Annotated in this window: 24 protein-coding genes; 7 read left to right on the forward strand and 17 right to left on the reverse strand. The window is 52.0% G+C overall.

Going from position 1 to position 26299, the window contains the following annotated elements; genetic code table 11:
* Nucleotides 1-96 precede the first annotated feature (96 nt).
* Nucleotides 97-738 (forward strand): type 1 glutamine amidotransferase family protein, encoded by a 642-nt coding sequence (locus tag DWX59_RS21360; RefSeq protein ID WP_117561170.1) that lies wholly within the window; start codon nucleotides 97-99, stop codon nucleotides 736-738.
* Nucleotides 739-923: 185 nt separating this feature from the next.
* Here the strand turns inward: DWX59_RS21360 and DWX59_RS28860 are convergent, their stop codons facing one another.
* Nucleotides 924-1118, reverse strand: a complete 195-nt coding sequence (locus DWX59_RS28860; protein ID WP_207660457.1) for a hypothetical protein — start codon at nucleotides 1116-1118, stop codon at nucleotides 924-926.
* Between the two features lie 83 nt (nucleotides 1119-1201).
* Here DWX59_RS28860 and DWX59_RS21370 point away from each other — a divergent pair, with 83 nt between their 5' ends.
* The 4 genes from DWX59_RS21370 to DWX59_RS21385 all read left to right on the forward strand — a co-directional run bounded on the left by DWX59_RS21370 (nucleotide 1202) and on the right by DWX59_RS21385 (nucleotide 4872).
* On the forward strand, nucleotides 1202-1477 hold the full coding sequence (locus DWX59_RS21370) for a hypothetical protein (RefSeq protein ID WP_227116018.1): 276 nt from the start codon (nucleotides 1202-1204) through the stop codon (nucleotides 1475-1477).
* 285 nt (nucleotides 1478-1762) lie between these two features.
* Entirely contained in the window at nucleotides 1763-2809 is a 1047-nt protein-coding gene (locus tag DWX59_RS21375; RefSeq protein ID WP_117561171.1) for an LCP family protein, read from the forward strand.
* Nucleotides 2810-2821: 12 nt separating this feature from the next.
* Entirely contained in the window at nucleotides 2822-3550 is a 729-nt protein-coding gene (locus tag DWX59_RS21380) for a LytR/AlgR family response regulator transcription factor (protein ID WP_117561172.1), read from the forward strand.
* On the forward strand, nucleotides 3547-4872 hold the full coding sequence (locus tag DWX59_RS21385) for a sensor histidine kinase (RefSeq protein ID WP_117561173.1): 1326 nt from the start codon (nucleotides 3547-3549) through the stop codon (nucleotides 4870-4872). Before DWX59_RS21380 ends, DWX59_RS21385 begins: the two co-directional genes overlap by 4 nt.
* Here the strand turns inward: DWX59_RS21385 and DWX59_RS21390 are convergent.
* Nucleotides 4817-5596 (reverse strand): RluA family pseudouridine synthase, encoded by a 780-nt coding sequence (locus tag DWX59_RS21390; protein WP_117561174.1) that lies wholly within the window; start codon nucleotides 5594-5596, stop codon nucleotides 4817-4819. The two genes, DWX59_RS21385 and DWX59_RS21390, sit on opposite strands and share 56 nt — an antisense overlap.
* A gap of 220 nt (nucleotides 5597-5816) precedes the next feature.
* On the opposite strand from DWX59_RS21390, the gene trhA reads away from it, so the two are divergent.
* Entirely contained in the window at nucleotides 5817-6488 is a 672-nt protein-coding gene (gene trhA / locus DWX59_RS21395) for a PAQR family membrane homeostasis protein TrhA (protein ID WP_117561175.1), read from the forward strand.
* Nucleotides 6489-6804: 316 nt separating this feature from the next.
* Here the strand turns inward: trhA and DWX59_RS21400 are convergent, their stop codons facing one another.
* From DWX59_RS21400 to DWX59_RS21440, 9 genes are all read right to left on the reverse strand, one after another.
* The gene (locus DWX59_RS21400) at nucleotides 6805-7074 is read right to left on the reverse strand and encodes a GIY-YIG nuclease family protein (RefSeq protein WP_117561176.1); all 270 of its coding nucleotides are present in this window, start codon (nucleotides 7072-7074) and stop codon (nucleotides 6805-6807) included.
* Between the two features lie 368 nt (nucleotides 7075-7442).
* On the reverse strand, nucleotides 7443-8441 hold the full coding sequence (locus tag DWX59_RS21405) for a TPM domain-containing protein (RefSeq protein WP_235845131.1): 999 nt from the start codon (nucleotides 8439-8441) through the stop codon (nucleotides 7443-7445).
* Nucleotides 8441-9451, reverse strand: a complete 1011-nt coding sequence (locus tag DWX59_RS21410) for a TFIIB-type zinc ribbon-containing protein (protein WP_117561177.1) — start codon at nucleotides 9449-9451, stop codon at nucleotides 8441-8443. The genes DWX59_RS21405 and DWX59_RS21410 overlap by 1 nt, the downstream gene beginning before the upstream one ends.
* A gap of 136 nt (nucleotides 9452-9587) precedes the next feature.
* Nucleotides 9588-10931: an SPFH domain-containing protein gene (locus DWX59_RS21415; protein WP_117561178.1), complete on the reverse strand. Its 1344-nt coding sequence runs from the start codon at nucleotides 10929-10931 to the stop codon at nucleotides 9588-9590.
* A gap of 34 nt (nucleotides 10932-10965) precedes the next feature.
* Nucleotides 10966-11886 carry an ABC transporter permease gene (locus tag DWX59_RS21420; RefSeq protein ID WP_117561179.1) on the reverse strand — a complete coding sequence of 307 codons (921 nt, stop codon included), beginning with the start codon at nucleotides 11884-11886 and terminating at the stop codon, nucleotides 10966-10968.
* On the reverse strand, nucleotides 11864-12826 hold the full coding sequence (locus tag DWX59_RS21425; protein ID WP_117561180.1) for an ABC transporter ATP-binding protein: 963 nt from the start codon (nucleotides 12824-12826) through the stop codon (nucleotides 11864-11866). Before DWX59_RS21425 ends, DWX59_RS21420 begins: the two co-directional genes overlap by 23 nt.
* Complete coding sequence (locus DWX59_RS21430) at nucleotides 12826-15396, reverse strand: hypothetical protein (protein WP_117561181.1); 2571 nt, start codon at nucleotides 15394-15396, stop codon at nucleotides 12826-12828. Before DWX59_RS21430 ends, DWX59_RS21425 begins: the two co-directional genes overlap by 1 nt.
* Before the next feature lie 68 nt (nucleotides 15397-15464).
* A complete protein-coding gene (locus DWX59_RS21435) occupies nucleotides 15465-16601 on the reverse strand; it encodes a sensor histidine kinase (RefSeq protein WP_117561184.1) in 1137 nt (378 codons plus the stop codon).
* Nucleotides 16591-17295: a response regulator transcription factor gene (locus DWX59_RS21440; protein WP_008724114.1), complete on the reverse strand. Its 705-nt coding sequence runs from the start codon at nucleotides 17293-17295 to the stop codon at nucleotides 16591-16593. The genes DWX59_RS21435 and DWX59_RS21440 overlap by 11 nt, the downstream gene beginning before the upstream one ends.
* 255 nt (nucleotides 17296-17550) lie before the next feature.
* Here DWX59_RS21440 and DWX59_RS21445 point away from each other — a divergent pair, with 255 nt between their 5' ends.
* The gene (locus DWX59_RS21445; RefSeq protein WP_117561379.1) at nucleotides 17551-18381 is read left to right on the forward strand and encodes an MBL fold metallo-hydrolase; all 831 of its coding nucleotides are present in this window, start codon (nucleotides 17551-17553) and stop codon (nucleotides 18379-18381) included.
* Nucleotides 18382-18432: 51 nt separating this feature from the next.
* Here DWX59_RS21445 and DWX59_RS21450 read toward each other — a convergent pair whose 3' ends face one another.
* From DWX59_RS21450 to DWX59_RS21475, 6 genes are all read right to left on the reverse strand, one after another.
* Nucleotides 18433-19899, reverse strand: a complete 1467-nt coding sequence (locus DWX59_RS21450) for an amino acid adenylation domain-containing protein (RefSeq protein ID WP_227116012.1) — start codon at nucleotides 19897-19899, stop codon at nucleotides 18433-18435.
* A gap of 46 nt (nucleotides 19900-19945) precedes the next feature.
* Nucleotides 19946-20953, reverse strand: a complete 1008-nt coding sequence (locus tag DWX59_RS21455; protein ID WP_117561189.1) for an electron transfer flavoprotein subunit alpha/FixB family protein — start codon at nucleotides 20951-20953, stop codon at nucleotides 19946-19948.
* Between the two features lie 14 nt (nucleotides 20954-20967).
* Nucleotides 20968-21753 carry an electron transfer flavoprotein subunit beta gene (gene etfB, locus DWX59_RS21460; protein ID WP_117561191.1) on the reverse strand — a complete coding sequence of 262 codons (786 nt, stop codon included), beginning with the start codon at nucleotides 21751-21753 and terminating at the stop codon, nucleotides 20968-20970.
* A gap of 26 nt (nucleotides 21754-21779) precedes the next feature.
* Nucleotides 21780-22913 carry an acyl-CoA dehydrogenase family protein gene (locus tag DWX59_RS21465; RefSeq protein WP_117561193.1) on the reverse strand — a complete coding sequence of 378 codons (1134 nt, stop codon included), beginning with the start codon at nucleotides 22911-22913 and terminating at the stop codon, nucleotides 21780-21782.
* Between the two features lie 36 nt (nucleotides 22914-22949).
* Nucleotides 22950-24533, reverse strand: coding sequence for an acyl CoA:acetate/3-ketoacid CoA transferase (locus DWX59_RS21470; protein WP_117561195.1), 1584 nt, complete (start codon nucleotides 24531-24533; stop codon nucleotides 22950-22952).
* 220 nt (nucleotides 24534-24753) lie between these two features.
* Nucleotides 24754-26151, reverse strand: coding sequence for a sigma-54 interaction domain-containing protein (locus DWX59_RS21475; RefSeq protein ID WP_166460281.1), 1398 nt, complete (start codon nucleotides 26149-26151; stop codon nucleotides 24754-24756).
* Nucleotides 26152-26299: the final 148 nt, after the last annotated feature.

Below are 26299 nucleotides of genomic sequence, written 5' to 3' on the forward strand. Positions count from 1 at the left end.
CCTTTCAATCCATATTGTGGCCATACTGTTGTCAACAATTACATGGTACAATAAAAATGAAAGCAAATCAATCAAACAATGAAAGCGGAGGAAACTATGTCTACAATCTATGTGTACGTCCTTGATACGTTAGCTGACTGGGAACTGGGTCACGTTACTTCGGAACTGAACTCCGGACGTTTTTTCAAACAGGGGGCACAGCGCGTGTCACTTAAGACAGTCAGTTATTCAAAAGAGCCAATCATTACAATGGGAGGTCTGACAATCCTACCCAATTGTTCCATTGATGACATGGCTGTGGATGAATCAAGCATGCTGCTTTTACCGGGCGCAGATACATGGAATGATCCAAAGCATGCCCCTGTCATCCAAAAAGCAGGCGAATTCCTCTCTTTAGGGGCAGCGGTGTGCGCAATCTGCGGCGCGACCGCCGCGCTTGCCAGCGTTGGGCTATTGGACCGGCGCCCCCATACCAGTAATGGGCCGGGATTTCTGGAAATGGTTTCTCCTGGTTATAAAGGGCAGGATTTTTATATAGACAAGCCATCTGTGGCGGATGGCAGCCTTATTACCGCAGGCAGCACCGGGGCTTTGCTGTGGGCCAGGCAGATCATCCAGCGTTTAGACGTGTTTCAAACAGACACGCTGGAATCATGGTATGAATATTTTAGTACCGGTAAGCCTGAACATTTCTTTGCCCTCATGCAGACGTTGCCGTCCGGCAGCGATTCACAATAATTCCCCATCGGGAAGCTCCCCGAAGAATTGGAACGGACTGCCCAGGCCCAGGCAACAGCTCTTTCCAGGTATCTGGCTTGGTTCCCAGAAAGCGGAACATAGAGCAGCCGCGCATCGTTTAAAACGGTGCGCTTTTTTCTTTATACATACACTTGCTTTTATTCTTCTGTTCCTGTATAATCCATTTAAATACTTTTATATTTATTATAGTAATTAAGCTTGGATGAAAGGAGGCTATGCACCATCCTGCATCTGGCCAGCATATCCAGAAGCATTCGGTTCAGGCAGCCGGAAAGGAGAAAACCAATGAGCAGCTTATATACAAATCTGATGGAACGGTTCATGACATACTTCCTGTCCAACTGGCAGCTTTTTATCATTATTACAGGACTTCTGTTCTTGCTTGGCGGGATTTTCAACTGGAAATGGACCTGGGCCCCTGACGGCCACGGCGGAAAAAATCATGGAAATGAAGGTAAGCCCTGTGGTCCCTGCTGACTGCCAGCAGTTCATCCACATCCTGAGGGATGACCAGAGCGATTTCTGTTTCCCTCTGGGGACTTCCCTGGCCGGCGGAGCGGATGCATGGTGTGTAACCTACAAATTTGATAAGCAGACAATCCTTCCCGGAAGCCGTCTGCCTGAGGACGGTATTGTGCCGTTCCTGCTGGAAGCAAAGCCTAAAAAGCAGATTCCCATCCAGCTTGCCGCCATACCCGGCAAATATTATCAGGCGTGACCAAGTAAGGAAACAGACCCTGATACCATATTTTCCGCCCGTGCAGCATCATGCTGTATGGGCGCTATTTGTTTCCTGGTCTTCCATTCCTTATCATCCTGACCAGAAGATTTCCCTGGACATCATCGGCCGGGACATGAAAATGCCCCGGGAAATGCCGGACAGTCTCATTCACGGTCCAATTCCTTCCATTTAAGGACAGTTCTTTCATCTTAGCTTCCCGCCTGCTATAATAAAGTCCATAAAGAAATTACGCCTTAAACCAATTGAAAGGGGAACCGTACCATGAATCCAGCCATAAAATCCATATTGAAAAAAGCAGGCATCATCTGCCTTTCCACCATACTGTTTGCCATGTGTTCCGTACTTATCTATATCACAAAGATAACCGGGAACATGCACCGCCTGGACGGCAGTCCGGAAATCCCGGTCATGGAAACCAATCCCAATATTCCGGCAGAACCCATGAACATGGGGAGCGGATACTGGACCATTGCGGTTTTTGGCGTGGACAGCCGTAACGGGGATGTGGGGAAAGGCAATCATGCGGATGTACAGCTTCTGTGCTCCATCAACGCTGCCACAGGGGATATACGCCTTGTGTCCGTATACAGGGATACCTTCCTTATGAACAGCCCGTCCACGGACGGTTACGGTAAATTAAGCCAATCCTATATGGTCTCAGGACCCAATGGCAATGTGCAGGCACTGACCGCCAATCTGGATATCACCATCGATGATTATATATCCTTTAACTGGAAATCCGTGGCAGATGTAATCAATCTTCTGGGAGGCGTGGATATTGAACTGACTAAAGCTGAATTTCATTATATCAATGCCTTTATCACGGAAACCGCGGACAGCACCGGGATTCCCTCCGTCCACCTGTCTGATTACGGGATGCAGCATCTGGACGGGGTACAGGCAGTGGCTTATATGCGGTTAAGGCAGATGGATACTGATTTTGCCCGCACGGAACGCCAGAGAAGGGTCATCAGCCAGGTCTTTGGAAAGGCAAAGGACACGGATCCCGGCACACTGCTTCAGGTGGCTGACACGGCATTTTCCCAGTCCCTCTCCTCCCTGACCGCCAAAGACCTGGTCAGCATGATACGCAACATAAAGAAATTCAATTTAAGCAGCACAGCCGGCTTCCCATTTACCCATGAGGACGCCCCTCTTGGGAAGAACGGGGACTGTGTGATTCCCAATACCCTTGAATCCAATGTGGAACAGCTTCACCAGTTCCTATATGAAGACATGGATTATACCTGCCCTGACAGGGTCCGGTCCATCAGCAGGGAGATTATCAAGCAGGCAGTTAAGAACTAAGGAGCGTATGACATGATACGAATTGCGGTTTGTGATGATGAACAATGTTTTGTGGAGCAGATTTACACCATTCTTTCAGTGCAGGCAAAGGAAATCTCCTCTGCCCTGCACATTTCCACCTATATGGACAGCGGCCAGCTGCTCTACGATGTGGAGGACGGCGCCCATTTTGACCTGCTGTTCCTGGACATAGAAATGCCCGGTACAGACGGCATGAGCCTGGCCGGAGCCATCCGGCGTTCCCTGCCCCTGGCCTTAATCGTCTTTATTACATCCCATACAAAATATGCGGTCAAGGCGTTTGAGCTTTCCGTATTCCGGTACATCCCCAAGCCGGAGCTGGCAGCCTGCCTGCCCCTGGCCCTTAAGGATGCCTGCCGGCTTCTGGAACGGAATTCCAATGGAACCTATGTCATCGAATCCTCCCGCAGGGTACGCAAGATTGCAGTGGATGATATCCTCTATATCTATAAGGACCAGAAGTACGCTGTCTTTGTACTTGAAAATGAAGAATTGCCCGTGCGCAGGCCCCTGGAGCAGGTGTTGTCAGAGCTGTGCGGCCAGGAGCGCGACAGCGGTTTCCTGATGGTGGAGCGGGGATACATCGTCAACCTGTTCCATGTGGATAAGATGGAGGATCATGAACTGTTCCTGGATAACGGGACCACGGTTCCGGTCAGCCGCAGACATCTTAGGGAAGTGCGGGAATCCATCACATCTTACTGGAGGGCCAGATTATGAACAACTGGTATGAGGCGCTGGAAGTCTGCTCTGACTTTATTGAGGCATGGCTGTGTTACCATTTTATAGGGATTTTCCTACCGGACAGGGTCAGGGGGCGGCTGCCCTTCTTTCTGCTGTCCATGACCCTGGTCTGCTCCGTCAAAGCCATGAATGCATATGGGATCGACCCCCTGATATCCACCCTGTGGTTTGTTTTCTTTATCTGTATGACCACCGTGGTCCTGTTCCAGGTGGACCTGTTTTACGCGGTCTCACTGGTCAGCTTTTACTTTCTCTGCCTTTATGTCATCAACTTTTTCTGTATGTCCGTCATGGGCGTCATAGCGGGAAACCGGCAGTTTGCGGGGTTCATATTGAACCAGCTGTCCCTGTGGAGGTGTGCTTATATTGCTGCTGACAAGGCAATGCTGTTCAGCTTCTGTTTCCTGGCAGGAAGGGCCTTTCGGGGGACCACGTTTTACAATCCGAAAATGATATTTACCGTTTCCCTGTTCGGCATCCTGGGCGTGGGCTTCCTATCCCTGTTCACCCTTCAGGAAATCTCCGTACTTACCTTATTCAGCTGGGGCCTGTGCCTGGTCATCCTGCTGTGCCTCTGCCTGCTTATGCTTATCTATGCCAACTATGTAAAGGAAAGGGAGCTTCGGGGTATCCTGGAATTCAAAGACCAGCTGGTACGCCAGGAGTATGAGATGGTAAAGCAGATGCAGAAAGAACAGGAAACCCTTTCCCACAACATGAAGAACCATCTCCTGGTCCTGGACGGCATGCTGGCAGAGGGTAATGCAGCAGGCGCCCAGGCCTATATCGGCCAGCTGAGCGCCCCCCTGGAAGGTCTTTCACCTTCCATCTGGACAGGAACCCCCACCCTGGATGTGCTGCTGAACCACACCCGGAGCCGGTGTGCACGGGCCGGCATCCCGTTTACCGTACAGGCAGATGCCATGGACCTCCATCCCATGGAAGACCAGGACATCTGCAGCCTGTTTGCCAACCTTCTTGATAATGCATATGAAGCCGCCTCCGATGTAAAGGACGGGCCGGCATGGATACATGTGAAAATCAGGAAGATGAAGGAAATGGTTTTCATTGACATTTCGAACCCAGCCGCCCAGGCTCCCTGCCAAAAAGGCGGCAGGCTGGTTTCCAGGAAACGGGACAGCGCCCTGCACGGCATCGGCCTGAGCAGCGCCGCCATATCAGCCGGCAAATACGGAGGGCAGCTGGAATATGAATATAAGGACCACGTTTTCTCTGTGCGGGTCAGTTTCCTTGGCGGGATCCGGTCCGTGGGCAGCCATTCACCGAAAACCAGTTAAACGCGCCGCCGGAAGGCCTGATTTCAAATACAAGCCGTTTCCCTGTCACCGGATGGGGAAATGCCAGATGGTAAGCACACAGGGCCAGCGGGCCGCGGGCCGCTGGTTTCTTTTTTATGTCAACAATTGTGGATATGTCCCCTCCATACCGTCCATCTCCATAGAGGGGGGTGCCATGCCCGGCAAACTGCACCCTTATCTGGTGGTGCCTTCCTGTAAGCAGCTCAATATCTATTAAAGAAACCATTTGTTCCTTGTCCTCAGGGCTGTGGATAACTTCCATTTCCCTGTATTTAAGGACTGCTTTTTTTGCATCTTTTACAGACTTATCCACAATTTCCGATGTGTTGTTTTTCCTGTCCTGCCGAAGATAATCCACATATGAACCTTGTTTATCCACAAGTTGTCCACATATCACCGCCATATAAGATTTTTCCATTTTTCCGGCCTGGAGCGCAGCGCTTAAGGCTGCTGCCGACTTCTGGTTTTTGGCATAAACCATGACTCCCTGCACCGGCTTATCCAACCTGTGGATAACTCCCACATATGGAGGCTGGACCCTTGAAATACCTGCTGCCGGCTTGTGGATATCCTGTGGATTGTGTAGATAACAACTGATTTCACTGACCATGTCCGGCGCAAAACCGCGTGATGACTGGGATTCCAGCCCTGCCGGCTTGTGTACCACGATTATATCTTTGTCTTCATATAGAATGGGAACCATGACATTTACCTCTCCTGATGTTTCAATCCTTCAGACTCAGCATGATTATAGCATAGTTTTCCAGATAAAAGCCTTTGATTTTGAAGAATTTATTAAAAAGTATTGCATAATTTATTCACAGAGTGTATAGTATATAATACAAACAGATGTAGTAATCAAAACTACATAACAAAGTTACCATTAAAATCTATCTGTTTTAATTATGAGGAGGCTGGTATATATGACAGCAAAACTAAAACGTAATCTTACCAAGGTAAAAGACCCGGGCAGTGCCCTTACGCATTTTATCGCCATGATATTGGCCATGATAGCAGCCATGCCCCTTCTGATGAAGGCGGTGCGTGATTCCGGGCACCTGCATGTGAGTGCGCTTGCCATCTTCATACTAAGTATGATTGGCCTGTACGCAGCCAGCACCATTTACCACACCCTTGACATTTCACCCCAAATCAACCAGATGCTGCGCAAGATTGACCACATGATGATCTTCATCCTGATTGCAGGAACCTATACCCCGGTGTGCATGATTGTCCTGGGAGACAAAACAGGCTGGTCCCTTCTGACCCTTGTCTGGGGTATTGCCATTGTGGGTATCCTTATCAATGCCCTGTGGATTACCTGCCCTAAATGGTTCTCTTCCCTGATTTATATTGCCATGGGCTGGGTATGCGTCCTGGCCATCACCAAAATACTGAATTCCATGCCAAAAGCCGGCTTCCTGTGGCTGCTGGCCGGCGGTGTCATATACACGGTGGGAGGCATCATCTACGCCCTGAAGCTTCCGTTCTTTAATTCCCGCCACAAGAACTTCGGCTCCCATGAGATTTTCCATCTGTTTGTCATGGGCGGAAGTATCTGCCATTATGTGATGATGTACCGTTTCGTGGCGTGACCGGCCCCATGGACCGGATTCCAAACATCCAGGCCTTGTATTACCGCCCGCGTGTTTTAGATAAACAATCCCGGGCATAAGGGTTCCTTGGCATAAGGGTTCCCAGGCATAAGAGGTTCCCGGGCCGGAGAATTTATCTTTCACACAAAAAAACCGGCGTCCCGCGGCACCACCTGCCGCAGGACGCCGGGCATCCGGTGCCTGTATCCTTGCCTGCAAAAAGCTCATCCATTCTTATGGCTGCAGGCATTCTTAGATTCTGTCTTTCTTTCATCTTATCTTGCTTTAACCCTACCTTTATCTTCATTTTCCCGCATCAGTCCGCACGCAAGCCTGCACAAGCCCGGTTCCCTTGAATCAACATCTCTTTCTGTCTCCTGGTCAAATGCTTGATTGCATATTCCCGTTTCATGGCTTCGCCTTTTGTCTCAAATGCCTCATAATAAGACAGCGCCACCGGCCGTCTGGGCTTGGTGTACTTGGCTCCGCGGCCCGCGTTATGGGCCTTCAGACGCTTGTCCAGATCATTGGTCCAGCCGCAGTACAGCGTACCGTCCGCACAGGTAAGTATATAGGTATAGTTCATCTTGCCAAATTCCTCTGCATTCCAAGATAGCTGGTTATGTAAACGGCAACAACGCTTACAGTGCGTCATCACCGCCCAGGTTGCCCTGTGATCTATTATAAAGCACCAGCTGGATGCGCGGTACAATAGTGCTTCCCAGGGTGTGTCCGGACATTCATTCCCGCCGTCTGCACGCCCCACTTTGCAGGACGCACCTCTGACGGAAAGCCGCTTTCAAACACACCCTGGCGTAAATAAGATGATACACGATACAGGATATCAGCTTATTTATGCCAGGCAGCATCAGATTGGGTAGATAAGCCTGAATCATATCTATACCCTATTATATCGCACATACCTTTAAAGTGTGCACAAAACATGATTTGTATTCAGAATCTTCTTCCTCCGCCCCCATGGCTTCGCCCGCTGCTGGAACGGTGGGTGGAGCTGCGGCCCGGGGAACCAGATCCGCCTGAGCCGCCTCTGTCCGCCCTTGGGATTGGCGCCGAGGTCACGAATTTGTTCAGCAGTATGTCATTGACATCCCCAAACCGGTACTTTGCATCTGCCCTGTAGGCCAGAAGGCTGTTGGCCCGTTCCCGGTCAGACTGCTTCATGGAATACCGGCCCTTGATTCCCAGGCACACGCTTCCCGCTATCATGGCCGGCGCGATGACGGCAAATGCAGCCTCATACCAGCGTATGCTTCTGTATATGCTGATTTCCCCTGTCTCCGTATCATAATTATACTGTCCGGCCTGGATTCCTTTGTCCACATAGTACTCAATGTCCCTGGCAAATGCAAGGATGGCTCCATAATAATCCTGGCTTCCCAGATAATCGTACATGTCATCCAGTATCAGGTCAATGCGCTTGTCCGTAAGGATACGTATCATGTTGCCTGAAGTGGATATCCAGCATTCGCCGCCCCGCCGTCCCGGCGCATCCATATAGATGAGCACCAGCGCGCCGCTCTTATCCCGGCCCGTGCCGAAATCATTGTAATCATAATAGTCGTCCGCATATTCCATGGCAGAACGGACGCCGTCATTATAGGCAGTCACTGCCGACACATCCATTCCGGTCTTCGTCCTGCAGCCGCTAAGGGCCTCCTCCAGCCGTTCCTGCTCCTCCCCGGATAAAAGCCCGGCCTCATCAAACAGCCTCTGGCCCGTATCGGCCTGGGTGCCGGCCCATGCATCTGCTTGGGAACCGGCCCGGGCTTCAACCAGATTGCCGGCCCCAGCCTGGGCGCCCATGCTGGTAACCATCCCCAGATTTACCCAGAGAACCACCCATGCAGCGGTCAGGGCCACCATGCGGATCCATGGGGCAATAACCGGATGTTTCCTGTTGTGAAAGCATTTTCCCATATCATACCCCATCATCACAGCAGATATCCTCCTATCAGAAACAATATGCAAAGCGGCAGGAAGATGGAAAGGAACAGCAACGCCAGCTTCTTAGGATCCACCGGCAGCTGGCCGCATATCTTCCCTGTCTGGCCGTTCAGGGCAAAATAATATATTTTCCCCCTGGCTTTGTCATTGTAGGTCAGGGTCCACACCGGGAGAAGGGCGTAACTCCACACCTCTCCCATAAGCTTTGCTTCCCTTTGCCTGATATTCATGGAATCATAGTTCCCGGCCTGGGACTGGAGGCTTTGAAGGGCAAACTCCCTGACCTCGGTCTGCACATCCACCACAAACTGCTCCTTTTCCATGTCACGGTTCTCTGCCAGGAAACCTGACAGGAACCCCATGGAGAATTTCTTCTTCTCATCCATCCGGAAAGGCAGGACGCCGTCCACCAGCTGGCGGTTTGCCTTTCTTAGGCCGTTTCTGGCCACATGGTCCACCTCCATGGTTCCCTGGCGCCTGACATCATACACCTGTGTTTCCGTGTAGCGCATATTGCCTGTGGTCCATGTCCTGAGTTTTTTCCCCTGGGCGTCCAGCATCCCGTCCACCCGGCATCCGTAAAGCCAGTAGGGGAAATACACACCGGTCATGGTCTCTATCTGCCTGCCGGAATAAAATGCGTCCGGCACATACTTCTTCTTTGCAATCCACCCCGCAAATATTTCCTTTGCCTTGTCCCGGTCAATCTGGAAGGGAATCACATAATCCGGGGCAAACCTGCCTGTCAGCTTTCCTGACAGCACCACCGGGTTATGGCAGTAGTAGCAGAAGGTTGCAGCTGTTGTCTCATCCGTAACAATCTGCGCACCGCAGCTGGGGCAGGTATACAGCACGGCCTGGCTGTCCTCTGGCTCCGGTACGTCTAATTCTTCCTGTGTAAAATCAGACAGGCAGAATTCACAGTGGTATTTCTGTGACGATGGGTCAAATATCAGGCCTCCGTCGCAGTTTGGGCATTTATATGTTATTGCTGCCATTTGTTATCTCCTGTATCATAATGCCAGAGCGTGTCTTAAAGCTGCTTTCCGTCTGCTGTGCATCCCGCTTTGTGGGACGTGCAGAAGGCGGAAATGGATTTTCAGACACGCATTGGCACGGGAACGCGCTCCTTCATCAAGGCCTTGGCTTGCCGCACTCGCTGCAGAACTTACCTGAGTTCACCGTACCGCAGCTGCAGGTCCAGTCTGCCGCAGGCCTTGGGTTTCCGCACTCACTGCAGAATTTGCCGGAGTTGGGTGTGCCGCAGTTCGGGCAGTACCATCCCGCTGTCCCCGGGCCAGGATTCATCCCGGACTGCGCCGTACCTACCGGCGCCCCTGCACCTGGATTCACTCCGGACTGCGCCGTGCCTGCCGGCGCCCCTGGGCCTGGATCCATCCCTGTCTGCCGCGCCCCTGCCGGCGCCCCTGGGCCTGGGTTCATCCCGGCCTGCTGCGCCCCTGCCGCCGACCAGTTCCCCTGGTTCTGCATCTGCTGCATATTCGTATTGGAGGCAGCGCCCATGAATCCCCCTCCTGTCTGCATGCCAAAGCCCATGCCCATGAACCCTGCCAGGGAACCTGCGGAATTGGAGCCCGCGTTCTTTAATCCCTCGGCAATGGTACTCTGTACATACCCTTCACGGATACCGGGGTCGCCCATCATGGCGCCCTTGTTCCTCAGGTTAATCAGGTTCTGGGATTCCTCATCATAGGTAATGCTGGCAATGCCCACGGACTGGATTTCCATTCCGCGCAGCTTGTTCCACTCTTCATCCAGGGTGTCCGCCATATACCGGCCCAGCTCCCTGCTCTTGGAGGTAACAAAGGAAATCCGCGTGCCGTCGGCAGACATCTGGTTTACCGATGTCTGGAACGCTTCCAGGAATTCAGAAAGATACTGCTCATTGATAGAATCAATATCCACCCTGTCCGCATTCTTGGGGATGACCTCCCCATAGAACTTTAGGGGGTCGGTTACCTTGATGGAGTAGGTTCCATGCGCCCGCAGGAAAAGTTCCGCGTTATAGAAATTATCAAAATAATTCACAGGGTTCCTGGTGCCGAATTTAATCCCCTTGATTTCCTGCAGGTTCACATAGTAGACCTTCTGTGCCGTGGGTGTGATCCCGCCAAAGCGGATACGGTTAAAGGATTCCTTTAACGCTTCCCCGAACTGGCCGTTAAACATGGAGGGCATGGCCGAGTGGTCGATGGTATAATAACCTTCCTCCGCCGTATAGTCCACTACCTTGCCCCCGTCAACCAGCATCATGAACTGGTTGGGATACACGTGGATGACTGAACCATTGGACACAATATCCGACGAGCCTTTTGTGTTGGACCCCTTTCCCCTGCGCACCTGTACGCCCCGGGCAAAGACAATCCTGTCCCCCATATCATCCGGTTCGATGGCCTCCAGCCACTGATCTGCCAGCGCTCCTCCCACTGCCGATGCAACCGCCTTAATAATTCCCATGTTTTACCCCTTTCCTGATATCCAATCAATCTTATTATTTATGCTTATTGCTCCTGCGCCTGCGCTTCACAGGCTCCACGCACCTGACCGCGATATAGATTAAAAGCGCTGCCAGGGCCAGTTGGATCAGGATGCTTACAATAACCCAGTTCTCCGTAACAAAATTAGTGGCTGTCATGCCAAATGAACTTTTAAGCTTGCTTAATGGCGTATTCCCTCCCGCCTGTCCGTTGAGGATGGCAAGGAAGGTGGATGCCGGGTTCAGGAGCAGCAGATAGAAAAAACCGCCGGATGTGGGCTTTACCGCATTTTCCCCGAACCCATAGGCTGCCGCTGTATTGTTTATGTTCATGGCTGACAGGGACAGGGAGAACTTATTGATAAAATACGTCCCGGCCACCACGGCCACCAGCACGCCATAAGTCGCCACCGTGGAAACAGTGGAACGCTTGAACAGGGCTGAAAAGCAGATTCCCAGGCTGCCTGCAAAAAATGCCACGGTTATATAGCAGAGAATCAGGGATACGGCATCTGTCCAGGTAATCCCTCCATAGACAAATACCATGGCCACGGACGGGAAACTGGACACTATCAGCAACAGCAGGGTGCAAAGGGCGCTCATCAGCTTGCCGATCACCACCTGGGAAGCCGTCATCTGGGTGGTAAGCATCAGTTCCAGGGTCTGCCTCTCCCTCTCCCCGCTGATACTGGCCGCTGTGACGGCCGGCACAATGAACATCAGCAGGATGAACTCAATGGTGGTGACAAACTCATACATATTCATGAAACTGCTGTACTGTATGACGGCCGTGGTCTTAACCTGGGCCACGGCGGAATACATGTTGAGAAGCGTTACCAGGGACAGGATACCGTTAAAAAGAAGAATGATCAGAGGCAGCCTCACGCTTCTTGAACCCACCTTAATCTCACGGCTAAAAACCGGATTCCGCATCATAGGACAACACCACCCTTTCTTCTTCATGTTCCGTCAGCTGCATGAACACGGATTCCAGGCTTCCCTTTTCCCTGGTAAACCCGTTGACCAGCACATCGCTGTCAATCAATTGCTGCAGCAGCAGCGCCTCATCCTGGGAATCCCCTGAAAAACGCACGCAGATATCCTGTTCCCTCAGGGAAATGGTCTGCACGCAGGGATGGCTCTTCAAAATAGCCAGGGCCTTGTCCACATTGCTGAACACGGATATGACAAGGGGATTGGAGGTGTTGACCCTGGACAGGATATCATTTATATTCCCCTCCAGCACCATCCTGCCCTGGTCGATAATCCCGATATCCGTGCACAGCTCGGACAGTTCGGACAACACATGGGAACTGATGACAATGGTCTTGCCGCTTTCCTGCAGTTCAGACAGTATTTCCTTAAACTCAAACCTGGTCCTCGGGTCCAGACCCGAGGTGGGCTCATCCAGTATCAGTATGGACGGGTCATGGATCAATGCCCTGGCAAGGCAGAGCCTTTGTTTCATCCCCCTGGAAAGGCCGTCCACATAAAAGTCCAGCTTATCTTCCAGGCCCACCTGCTCCAAAAGGGCGGTGTAGCGCTTCCTTGCCACCAGCCCGTCCATGTGATGGCAGGAGGCGAAAAACTCCATGTACTCTGACACGGTCAGGTTATCATAAACACCGAAAAAGTCCGGCACATATCCAATCCTTGCCTTCAGGGCCTTCAGGTTTGACAGGGCGTCCATACCGTCTATGGTAATCTTCCCCTCCTCCGCAGGAAGAAGGCCTGTCATTATCTTAATGGTGGTTGTCTTGCCCGCGCCGTTAGGTCCCACAAACCCATAAAGCGCCCCCGTGGCCACATTCATGTCCAGACCGCTTAATGCGTGGTATTTTCCGTATATCTTGTGTAATCCTCTGATTTCCAGCATTATTTACTCCTCCCTGTGACAGCCAGGACAGGCAGCATGATATTCCAGGTATAATCGCCCGAGGAATCATACACGTATTTAACCGTCAGCGTATTGCCGGGTGACAGGTATGGTCCCAGCACGTCCCTGTCAAATTCCGTAACACCTGTGTCCATGGAATCGTAATTTCCCGTATTATAGTTATAGAAATACATCTTGCCGCTGAACGGAACCGTGTAATAGTAGCGCATGCTCTCCGCCACCTCATCGCTTAAGTGGTAGAAATCCAGTTTATCCACCTCTATATTGTTGCCCAGATAATACTCCAGCATTACAGGAGTCAGGCCGTACATGGTATTGTTCTGCGCATAGTATTCGCCAGACAGCACGTTAGGCTGCTTCTGCATGGCTGACTGGTATATCATCCCGTCCTTCTCATAATTCACATCCACGGAGGACGTGAGCAGGGTGGTGCCATAAGTCTCATAACCGGAAGACCGGAGGAATCCCGTTTCTTCCTTATCCTTGCTGAACGCCACGATCCTGGCTTCTGAATGATAGCCGGTCAGGTAGTTGCCCATATAAAAGGACAGCAGGTTGGTCCTCTCCAGCGCCTCCACATAAGCAGTGTCCTCAATATCCTTATCTTCCTTATACCGGGAAGCCCCCGTAATCTGCTCCGCCATGGCATATCCGAAGTTGGTTGCCCCGTACAGTGTCTTAAGGCCGTCCAGCTTCACGGTCTCGCCCGGGTCCATGTGCCCCACGAATATCATCTGGTTGTAAAGGAGCACCGCCACATCCTCAACCTCCTGGCCGTAGTGATTGGTCAGGGTCCCTGACACCTTGCCGTCAAAGGAGTTTATGTTGCCGGTAAAGCCTTCCTCCTTATCATTCTCCATATGGCGTTCCAGCATGAAGAACTTGGAGTTAAACGCCCCCACGTTTTGGGACCTGATACCGGTATCCTCCTCACCGTAATGGATGGTGATGGCGGGATCCTCCTCGCCTGTGAACTTCGGTACGGGCGACATACTGTAGTATGTATTGCCTGTAAGGGGGTAGAGGGTGTAATCCGGGTTCAACCTCACGGAATAGGACTTGTTATAAGGCGCCCTCATGTTGATGAAGGTGGTTTCAGACACATTATCCGTATCCGTATCTTTTATGGATGCATAGGTAAAGAAAGGACCTGTGAACCTGGTGGCCATTCCCATAAGAAGCACCATTCCGGTACAGCACAGGGAAAGGACTGCCACACAAGGCTGGTAATACCGGAGCATCCCACGGTGCTTCATGAAGAAATACAAGCCCGGTCCGGCCAGGGCCACATAGGCAATGGCCAGGGTCACATACAGCCCGACTTTTGGGATCTTGCTCAGATTCCCCGTATTAATCAGGGACTGGACGGACCAATAAAGGCTGGATGTGCTTCCGTCCATGCCGCTGCTCAGGGAATTAATGCGGCTCTCCCCCAGCAGGCTGGTAAAGAGATGGTCAATATAGGAAATGTTGTCCTGGCAGAATCCCTCTATGTCCACAAAATCATACATGGACACAGCCACCATCCCCTTGCCCACTGACACGGACGAAATCACGGACAATTCATCACTGGCCAGTACCTCGCTTCCGCCTTTGAGCCACACCTCGGTGCAGGTCAGGGGAATGGAGGCGCCTTCCGGCCCGTCTACTGCGTATTCCACCCCCATGTTAATCAAGTACTGGTCCGGCTGCGGCACCGGCTGTTCCAGGATGTCACCGGCAAAGGCACGGAGTGTCTCCTCCCCGCGTCCGCCGGTCCCTATCAGCAGGACGCCGCCCTTCTGGACCCATTCCCACACAGCAGTTACCTGCTGCCCTGACAGGCTTCCCGTATCAAAATCCGTTATCAGGAGCACGTCCAACTGGTCAAGCCCCAGCTCGTTGGAGGGAAGGGACGCTGCCGTCATCTCTATGGACCTGGTGCGCAGCGTGCTGTAATTAATGCCCGCGCCTCCCATATACAGAAGCTTCTCGGGATTGTCGCTGAGCACGCCGATAAAAAGCTCGGCCGTATCCTTATTCAGGTTCAGCTTCAGGCGCTTGCGCGTCACTTCTTTTCCGTCTTCATCCAAAAGGCGGATGTACATCTGGTCCACCCTGGCGCCCAGGGACACGCTGAGCAGCTCAGTGAGACTGCCCGATGCCGGTATTTCCACCGGATATTCGTAACGGTAAACATCATAGTCCATGTCCATGGAATAGCCCTGCATATCGCTCTCCATGGCCAGCACGCACAGCGTGCCCTTAAACACCTGATCTGTCCGGTTGCCCAGTTCCACGCGCAGCGGAAGGAAACGCCCGCTCTTGGCAATGTTCTTATACCCGTAAACCACATCTAACGTGACAGGGGAGTCCGTCAGTTCCTCCGCGCCGTCCATATCCTGGCCGGAATCTCCGTACTGCCCGGCCTCCGCCCCAGAGGTCCCGGCCTCCGCCCCGGTAATCCCGGCCTCTGCCCCAAAGGCCTGGACCGCCACGGCAGCAGCCAGCAGTAAGCCAAAAAGGGAGCTTTTCAGCGCCCTTTTCATATTCCTGGAAAATATCCTCATATTACAAGTCCTCACCTTTCCACAATCCGTTCCATCGTGGAATTTCCTCATTGTATTCTCCATTAGTGTCAGCTGATTGTTCCGAAATTCTCTTTGTTGATATCAAAATGCACCTGCAGCTTCACAGTGAACACGGTTCCGTTTAAATCACTGGCCACCTGGATGGTGCCTCCATGCATATCCACAATCTCCTTTGCAATGGCCAGTCCCAGGCCGGTGCCTCCCGTGCTGCTGGAGCGGGACTGCTCCACGCGGTAAAACTTATTGAAAATCAGCGGAAGCTCGTCCGGCGGGATCACATACCCATAATTGGTCACGGAAACCGTCACCACATCATCATCCCCATGGATTTTCACCAGGACCCGCTTTCCATCCGCACCGTACTTGATGGCATTGCCGATCAGATTATCAAACAGCCGGGCCAGAAGGTTGCCGTCCGCCGTGATTATCTTGGCCGGGATATTGCTCTGAAGGTCGTAGGACAGGTTCTTTTCCACAAAATTCGGATAGGCCTCTTCCAGAAGCTGTCCCAGCAGCTTCACCACATCCACCTGTGCCACATGCATGGAAATCTTGCCGTAATTAAGCTTTGTGAACCCAAACAGGTCTTCTATGAGTTTTTCCAGGCGCCTTGCCTTGCCATAGGCAATCTCTATGTACTTGTGCTGCATGTCCAAAGGTATCTTGGTATTGCCTGCCAGCAGCTCCAGATAGCCGATGATGGAAGTAAGGGGCGTCCTCAGGTCATGGGCCACATTGGTTATAAGCTCATTCTTGGTGCGCTCGGATTCCCGTTCCTTGTCCATCAGCACCCGGATATCCTCCACCATCTTATTCAGGTTGGCTGCCATGCTGGAAAACTCGTCATCGCCAATCACGTCAATGGTAGTGTTCAGGTTCCCTTCGGAAATGCTCTGGACCGCATCGGAAATCTTACTGATATAGCGGATATACGGTTCCTGAAGGATCATGAACGTAACCGCGAACAGCACCAGACCGGATATGACATAGACCAGCACCACCGCCACATGGTAGCCGAGCACTGCCTGGATCAGGCCGTTCATCCTTCCCGACTCCTCCATGTACCTGGCAATCATGGAAACATTGGTCACCAGGAATATCTCCACCAGACAGGAAATAATGGCACTGTATATGATATTGGTTATGACCCGCGTATGGTAGCGCCTGTTCATATCACTTTTCAATTTTGTATCCTACTCCCCACACCGTGGTGATGATTTTATTCTGTCTGGTGTCTTCCTTCATCTTGCCCCTCAGGCGTCTGATATGTACCATGACCGTGTTGTTGGCCTCATAAACCTTCTCATTCCACACACGTTCAAAAATCTCATCCGTGCTGAATACCTTGCCCGGATTGGAAGCCAGAAGATACAGGATGTCAAATTCAATGGGGGTAAGCTTAATCTCCTCATCATCCACAATTACCTTGTGGTTATCCTTATTGATGATCATCCCCTTGATGGTAATCTCATTGTTGGCCTTGTCCTGGGAAGCGCTGTTGGGATTCAGCTGGGTATAGCGGCGCAGATGGGATTTGACCCTGGCCGTCAGTTCCAGCGGGTTAAACGGTTTCACCACATAGTCGTCCGCCCCGGTTCCCAGGCCCAGTATCTTATCCAGGTCCGTGGACTTGGCGCTGAGCATGATGATGGGGATATTATTGTTCTCCCGGATTTTCTTGCACATCTCCAGCCCGTTCATTCCGGGCATCATGATATCCAGAAGCACCAGATGGATATCCTCCTTGGCAAGGATCTCCAGTCCCCTTGCAGCGTTCTCCGCCTTAAACACTTTATAACCATCGCTGACAAGATAAATTTCAATCAGATCCGCAATCTCTTTTTCATCATCTACAACCAGAATATTAATATCGGGCATGATGTCCCCTCCTCTTACGTTAACTTATATGTATGCAGGGCGGCACCTGTTTTATGCCGCACCGTGGCTTAATACCTATTCTAACATAATATATCAAGGTTTTCCTTACTTTTTTCTTGAAATATTATGGGAATTTCTGTTACAATCCCAGTCTCTTTCCTCATATGTAAAAAGAAGGATGGGACATCCATGCTTGTCAGGCACAGATGCCATGGTATAATCATATCAGGATCATTAACCTTGGGGGATAAAAAGATGGGGAATATACGGATTGTGACACTGATGGACAACCAGAACGGCGAAAGGAAAGACCTGGCAGCTGAGCACGGGCTCTCTCTGTACATAGAAACAGGATACGCCAACATACTCTTTGACTTTGGCCAGGGAAAACACACCTATGAAAATGCAGCCGCGCTGAACATCCGGCCGGAGCGGGTTGACTATGGGGTGTGCAGCCACGGACACTATGACCATGGGGGCGGATACCCGGAATTTGTAAAGAACGGACTGTCATGCCCGCTGGCAACAGGAAAAAGGTTCTTTTCTGAAAAGTATTCCCTTGGCAGGACCAAGGCCGCCTTCCTTGGAACGGGTTTTGACGCGGCATTTTTAGAAGAAAACAAAATCCGCCACATGGTATGTGACGGTCTGCTGCCCCTGGCACAGGGCTGCTGGGCCTTGGGCGGCATCCGCAGGAAGCGCGCCTTTGAGACAATCCCAAAACGGTTCGTGCTGCGGCAGCAGGGTGCATGGGTACAGGATTATTTCCAGGACGAGATATGCCTTATTCTGGAAGAAAATGGGGAATTAACCGTGATTGTGGGATGCAGCCATCCCGGAATCCTCAATATACTGGACACGGTCAGGGAACGGTTCAGCCAGCCCATCCGGGCCGTCATCGGCGGCACCCACCTGGTAAAGGCCGGCCCGGAACGGATTGGGAATACCATTGCAGGGATAAAAGGCATGGGCATCCGGCTGCTGGGATTCAACCATTGCTCAGGAGAGGATTTCTGCCGGGCCATGGAAGAGGACGGGGAACTGGAAACAGTTTACATGGGGGTTGGGGATTGTCTGTTCCTGTAGGACAGACGGCTTACGGTCCGGAATCCGCCTCCCGCCCTGCATCAGCAGTTCTCAGTATAATTCTTCCAGAAGCTTATGGTCATTCAATTCCGCAGGCGGCAGGATGGCCTTCCTGTCAACCTTTGAATTCATGTTCCGCGGAAATGCCTCAAGTTGTATCAGGCAGGTGGGTATCATGTAATACGGTATCCTGTCTGCCAGCTTTTTCTTCAGGTCCTTTACATCCACCCTATGGTCCGCGGTAAAATACCCGCAGAGGATATTGCAGCCGCCGTCATCCATAAACGCCTTGACCACGGCTTCCTTTACATCCCCGCTTTCCAGGATGGCTGTCTCCACTGCCCCGGACTCTACCCGGAACCCGCGGATTTTAAACATGTTATCCTTGCGGCACACATACTGGAGATTCCCGTCAGGAAGTTCCCTTAGGATATCGTTGGTCCTGAATACACGTTCATAGCCCGCTTCCTGCGAAAAAGGATTCCCAATGTAATGGGCCCGCGTCATTTCAGGCAGTCCGTAATAACCACGGCTCACCTGACGGCCGGCCAGCCACAGTTCCCCCGGTTCACCGGGACGGACCGGATTGCCTTCTTCATCCGTAATGTATCCTTTCAGTCCATGATTCAGCCTCCCTACCGGATACACGGATTTTCCTCCGGCATCCTTAATCTCATAATGGGATATCATGGAACACATCTCAGAAGCCCCATACACATTAAAGATGCGGAACGGAGCCTTGCTAATATCCAGATTGCGCACAGGCTCGCTGCCCACCAGCAGCAGCCTGAGCGGGATTCCCTCCAGGTCCATGGCCAGAAGTTTCCTGGCCATGTGGGGCGGAAGGAATGTAATACATATCCCATGCATTCTGTAAAATTTTTCTAATTCAACTATATTTTTCCGGATGGTTCCCGGAATGATATAATTGGCTGCCCCAACCGCCAAGGTTGAAAATAGGTCGCTTACCGCGGCCACGAACCCGAATCCGGGGAATACCCCGAACCGTTCATGGGGCCTTGTGTCAAACACAGTGAAGTTATAGGCGGAGGCCATCACGTTCCGGTGTTCCAGCATGACACCCTTGGGCTTTGAGGTGGAACCTGAAGTATAGATAAGCAGGGCCAGGCAGTTTCTCTTGGATAAGTTAATATCCGGCAGGAACATTTCCCTGTCTATCCCCTCCCACCACCGTCTGTCCAGGATGAAGCGGCACCGGCAATCCTTGATGATGTTCTCACTCCTTTCCTTTGGATAAGCCCTGTCCAGATACACATATGCACAGCCTGCTTTCCAAATACCCAGGATACCGGCAATGGTTTCCGCGGTCCTTCCTGTGTTCACGGCAATGATTTCTTCCTTTGCGGCGCCGTCTTTAAGAAGACGGCCGGCAACCGCATTAGACCACCTTAAGATTTCCCTGTAGGTCACGGACCTGCCGTCCGCATAGACGGCGGTCCTGTCAGGGTATTGCGCGGCTGTCCCTGCGAACACATCACAGAACGTCTGATGTTCCATGATGTCATCCCAGTGTTTTTTTAAGTATTCAGCTCTGTTTCCATCATCATATGTTTTTTTCATTTGCAAACGCTTCCGCCATCATAGGGACAATTTCATACAGGTCCCCTACCAGGCCGTAATCAGCCACCTCAAAGATAGGAGCCCTTGGGTTCTTGTTTATTGCTATAATGATATCAGATGACTGCATTCCTGCCAAGTGCTGGATTGCGCCGGATATGCCGCATGCAATATAAATCTTGGGTTTGACCGTGGTGCCGGTCTGTCCCACCTGATGGGAATGGTCAATCCACCCTGCGTCCACGGCCGCCCTGGAAGCCCCTACAACCCCGCCCATTACGTCGGCCAGCTTCTGAATGACTGCAAAGCCCTCCGGGCTGCCCAGGCCGCGCCCTCCGGATACAATGACGTCCGCGTCCGTAAGGGATACGGTTTCCCTGGCGCTCTTTACGATTTCAAGCACCTTTGTCCTGATATCGGCTTCTGACAGCTCTACATCCACATCCACCACCTCGCCCTGGCGGCTGTGGTCCGGTTCCAGTTTCTGCATGACGCCGGGGCGCACCGTTGACATCTGGGGGCGGTGTTCCGGGCACACGATGGTGGCCATCAGGTTGCCGCCAAAAGCGGGGCGGGTCTGCATGATTTTTTTGTCCTCAGGGTCAATGTCCAGCCTGGTACAGTCCGCGGTCAGCCCCGTATTTACCCTGGCGGCAATCCTGGGCGCCAGGTCGCGGCCGATATGGGTTGCGCCGTAAAGCACGATTTCCGGCCTGTATTCCTGGATGGCGTCCGTGATTACCTTGGTATAGGCGTCCGTTGTATAGTTTTCCAGCAGGGGATGGTCAGCCACATATACCTTATCCGCGCCGTAACAGATCAGTTCCTTTGCAAGGCAGCCGATATCCCTGCCCAGAAGGATGGCGCATACGTCTGTTCCTATTTCCCCGGCCAGCTTTCTGCCCTCTCCTAAAAGTTCCCTTACCACAGGGGTAATCACTCCCTGCCTCTGCTCTGCAAATACCCAAACATTCCTGTATTGACTTAAGTCCATGTCCTACCTCCTACTTAGATAATGTGTTTTTCTTTCAGGCAGCCCATTAATGCCGCGACCTGTTCCTTGGGGGTCCCGCCCAGCACGGTCCCCGCGCCCTTGGGTGCCGGGGTAAATGAACGGAACACCCTGGTAGGCGAGGACTTAAGCCCTACTTTTTCCTGCGGGACATCCACATCCCCAAATCCCCATACCGTGATTTCCTTGTCGTATGCCTCGTAGATTCCCTTCATGGTCATGTATCTGGGCTTGTTCAGTTCCTTTACGGCAGTAAGGAAACATGGGGTCTGCACCCGGATTACCTCATATCCGTCTTCCAGCTGCCTCTGCACCACCACTGCCCCGTCTTCCAGTTTAAAGTCCTGCACATATGTAACCTGGGGAATCCCAAGCTTTTCTGAAATCTGGGGGCCAACCTGGGCCGTATCCCCGTCAATGGCCTGGCGTCCTCCAAATATGATATCGTAGTCCCCTATTTTTTCTATGGCGGCAGAGATGGCATTGGAGGTGGCCCATGTGTCGGAGCCCCCGAATTCCCTTCCGCTTAAAAGGATGGCCTCATCCGCTCCCATGGCCAGGCATTCCCTTAGCATGACCTCTGCCTGGGGCGGTCCCATGGAAATGACGGTAACGGTCACGTCCTCATATGCATCCTTTAATTTCAGTGCTTCCTCCAGCGCATTGGCATCATCCGGATTCAGGATGCTTTCCACGCCGTCCCTGATCAATGTTCCTTTTACCGGGTCAATCTTTACTTCGTTTGTATTGGGAACCTGCTTTGCGCAAACAACTACCTTCATTATGTATCCTCCTTCTTATGCTTCTATTACTTTCCCAGTATATGGTTGGCGATTACCACCCTCTGGATCTCCGATGTGCCCTCGTAGATTGCCACAAGCCTTGCATCCCTGAACATCCGCTCAATGGGATAATCTTTCATGTAGCCATAGCCGCCGTGAAGCTGTAAGGAACGGTATGCAATGTTGTTGCACAGGTCGCCGCAGTAGTATTTGGCCATGGCCGCATTCTTGGAATAGGGCTGTCCTGCATCCTTAAGCCGGGCCGCATTGTAAACCAGCTGCCTTCCGCATTCCACCCTGGTTGCCATGTCCGCAATCTCAAACTGGGTGTTCTGAAGCTTGGCAATGGGTTTTCCGAACTGGACCCTTTCCTTTACATATTTGACCGCCTCGTCCAATGCGCCCTGGGCAATCCCCAGTCCCTGGGTAGCCACGGTGATACGGCCTGAATCCAGGGTGGCCATACAGATTTTGAAGCCCTGCCCTTCCCCGCCTAACAGGTTTTCCTTTGGCACACGTACATTTTCAAAAATCAGGTCGCAGGTGGGCGAACCGTACATGCCCATCTTGTTCTCAACCGCTCCCGTGGAAAAACCTTCCCAGGACGACTCCACGATAAATGCGCTGATTCCCTTCACGCCCCTGGCATCCACGTCCGTCTTGGCAAATACGGTGACAAAGTCACAGCAGGGCCCGTTGGTGATAAAGCATTTGCGGCCGTTTAGGATGTAATAATCCCCATCCTTCTGCGCGGTTGTGGTGATGGCCGCAGTGTCAGAACCCGCGCCAGGCTCCGTGATGGCAAATGCGCCAACCAGTTTTCCCTCCGCCATTCCCCTGAGGTATTTCTGCTTCTGGGCCTCATTGCCGAACATCATCAGGGCGCCCCCTGACAGGGAGTTGGGCATAAGCTGGGTGGAGACGCTGGCGTCCACCCTTGTAAATTCTTCCGTCACAATGGTAGCTGCCACGGTATCCCCTCCGCAGCCCCCATATTCCTTGGGAATCACGATTGCATGGAATCCGCAGTCAATGATTTTCCTGCGCAGTTCCTCCGGATACTCCCCTGTCTCATCAATCTGTGCCGCCAGGGGTGCGATTTCATTTTCTGCAAACTCTCTTGCCAGTTTCCGAATCATTTCATGTTTTTTGCTGAACATTCCCTTTCCTCCTGTATCATTTCATTTTATGCTTTCTTACTCTTTGTCCATCAGGTCCTTAAGGCCGCCCCAGGTTTCATTGAATATCTGCGCAGGCATCTGCTCCAGGTCCTCGCTGATCATGGGGGCAAAATCCATCTGGTCCAGTATATCCTTTTGAAGGTCCACGCCGGGCGCGATTTCGGTAAGGAGGAGTCCGTCCTTTACCAGTTCGAACACGCACCGCTCCGTCACATAGATGATTTTCTTGCCCTGTTTAAGGGATGCCTCCCCGTTAAAGGAAATCTGCTCTATCTCTTTGACGAACTTCCTGGAGTTTCCTTCTTTTGTTACCTTGATATGGCCATTGCCGATTTCATAGGCAGGGCCTTCCCCTTTATGAAGGCCGCCGGTAAAGGTTGCCGCGAACACCACCTTGCTGGCGCCTCCCGCCACATTCAGGAATCCGCCCACACCCAGGCCTTCCCCGTTGCGCTTGCTTACATTCACATTTCCGTTGGGCCCTACCTGGAGCACGCCCAGCACGCCCAGGTCCAGGGCCCCGCCGTCATACATGTCGAATTCATCCGCCATCTCAATGGTGGCCTCCGCGTTCCAGCAGCACCCGAAATCATGGCTGCTGGCAGGAACCCCGCCAATGCCGCCCGCCTCGGTGGTAAGGGTAATGTAATCCCCGCAGCCCTCTTCGGCCGCAACCGAGGAAACTGCTTCCGGAATGCCCACGCCCAGGTTCACAATCGCGCCCTTTGTCAGTTCCATGGCAGCCCTTCTGGCAATCACCTTCCTGGCGCTTAGCTTTTCAAATGGGATGGCATCCAGGGGAACCCTGATTTCACCTGAAAAAACAGGATTGTAATAGGTCTTGGAGGTCTGCCAGTGGTACTCTGGCTTGGATACGAACACATAGTCAATCAGGATACCGGGGACAACCACATCCCTTGGCTTGATGCTTCCCGCCTCAACAATATTCTCCACCTGGCAGATGACAATGCCGCCGCATGCCCTGGCAGCTTCTGCCGCGGATAACTGCCCCAGCTTATATCCTTCCTTGTAACAGGAGATATTTCCCTTTGTATCCGCAACCGTGCCCCTGATCAAGGTCACGTCCAGCTTGGGAAGCTTGTACCAGAGCCACTCCTCTCCCTGAAGTTCAATCAGCTCTACCAGAGGTTCGGCGTTCTTTGCCTTCTCATTCATGCAGCCGCCGTCCACCCTGGGATCCATCATGCTTTTTAAACCGATTTTAGTAATCACGCCCGGGGTGTGGGCAGCTATGTGGCGGCACATGACCGACATTACGCCCTGGGGGAAATTGTAAATCTCGCCTTTGTTGTCGCGGCTGAATTCAGTCATGGCCGGACCGCATCCGTTGAGATGCCCTCCCACGCCGCGTTTTAAGAACCCTTCGTGGGCCGCGTGGGCAAGCCCCCTGTCCCCCCTGTTCCCGGTGGCTGACTGCCAGTACATGGTCAGGTCCCTTGGATGCCCTGTTTCTAAAAAGCTCTTTTCCAGTTCCACCAGGGCTTCCTCTGCGAATCCGCCCAGGGTGATACCCGTATACATGATGGTATCCCCGTCCTTTATCAGCCTGCTTACTTCTTCTGCACGAATAACCTTCATAGTCCTGCATCCTTTCTTGAATAAGTGAATATTAATAGTCTAATATTTATCATTCTTCTAACCTTTTTAATAAGCAAATTCCGTGCCAACCGCGGCCCACGGATCCATATATAAAAAAGAAACAGAAATCAGGCCAAAAACACCATGCCTCATTCCTGCCTCTTTGATTTTCCGCAAAAACTATACATTCTGCTTTTAAATATGTATAGTTTTTATACAATTATTTCAATCCGTATTTCTCCAGCTTTTCGTAAAACGACCTGCGGGACAGTCCAAGTTCATTGATGGCCATGCTCTTGTTCCCATTGTTTCTTTTCAGCGCCCGCTGCATCATGCTTTTTTCCAGCCTTTCCACCGCATCCTTCAGCCTGCATGGGCCATCCTCTGCCGGGCCGTCCTCCGCGCCGTCCCCTCTCAGATACTGGGGGAAATCCTTTATCTCCAGGATATCCCCTGTTTTAACAATCATCGCGTATTCTATCACATTCTGAAGTTCCCTTACATTGCCCGGCCAGCCGTATTCCTCCAGCATCCTGGCAGCGCCCGGCGTCAGGTCCGTGCTCTCGTCCCCGCCGTTCCTTTCTATGAAATAGCGCACCAGGGGCATGATATCCTCCCTCCGGTAACGCAGGGCAGGTATATGGATCGGAACCACATGAAGCCTGTAATAAAGGTCGCTGCGGAATTCATTTTTCTCAACCATTTCCTCCAGGTTCCGGTTGGTTGCCGCGATGACCCGCACGTCCAGTTTGATTGTCTTGGTGCCGCCCACCCGTTCCAGTTCCTTTTCCTGCAACACGCGCAGAAGCTTGGACTGCATGGTAAGGCTCATATCCCCGATTTCGTCCAGAAGGATGGTGCCTTTGTTGGCAAGCTCGAACTTGCCCAGCTTCCCGCCTTTTCTGGCCCCGGTAAAGGCGCCTTCCTCATAGCCGAACAGTTCGCTTTCCAGCAGGTTCTCAGGGATGGAGGCGCAGTTGACCTTAATCATGGGACGCTCCTTCCGGCTGCTGGCATTGTGGATGCACTTGGCCATGACCTCCTTGCCCACCCCGCTTTCCCCCTGTATCAAAATGGTACAGTTGGTATTGGCCACCTTGGCGGCCAGGCTCAGTGTTTTCTGCAGGTCCTTATTCTGGCTGATATAGGATTGGAAGGATATGGGCAGCTCCGACGCCTCCAGCTGGGAGGCAAGATACTGGACCATCTCCTTGGACTTCTGAAGCTTCCTGGTCAGTTCCACCACATGGGTCACATCCTTAAAGATGGCGCAGGCCCCTACTTTCTCCTTACGGCTGTCATACAGCGGAAATGCAAGCCCCACTGAATCTATGTTCAGCGACTTTATGTACTCCACTTCATCGTTGTCCCTGCCTCCCCCGTCTTCCATGACCCTTAAGAGCTTGGCCTGGGGTTCAATGTCATAGAGGTTCCTTCCCATCAGTTTTTCCAGCTTTATGTTCATATGTTCCGCATAGAACCGGTTGATATAGACCACCGTGCCCTTGCAGTCAATGATAATCACTGCATTATCCGCATTCTCCAGTATTTCCAGCAGTATCTGCGCGTCCCATTCCTTAAAATACGCTGTGGTCATCAGCCTAGATTCCAGTGACATAGTTTTTTCTCCCCGGTGTGATTTCATTCCATCTTATTGTTAATTTTTTACCAACCAAAGTATAGTATACCTACTTTTTTATGCAATTTCAACACATTTCCCAAAATAAAACGGAATATTCCGTCAATATCATCCCCCTCCCATGGAA

The organism is Enterocloster aldenensis (assembly GCF_003434055.1).
Lineage (GTDB): Bacteria > Bacillota > Clostridia > Lachnospirales > Lachnospiraceae > Enterocloster > Enterocloster aldenensis.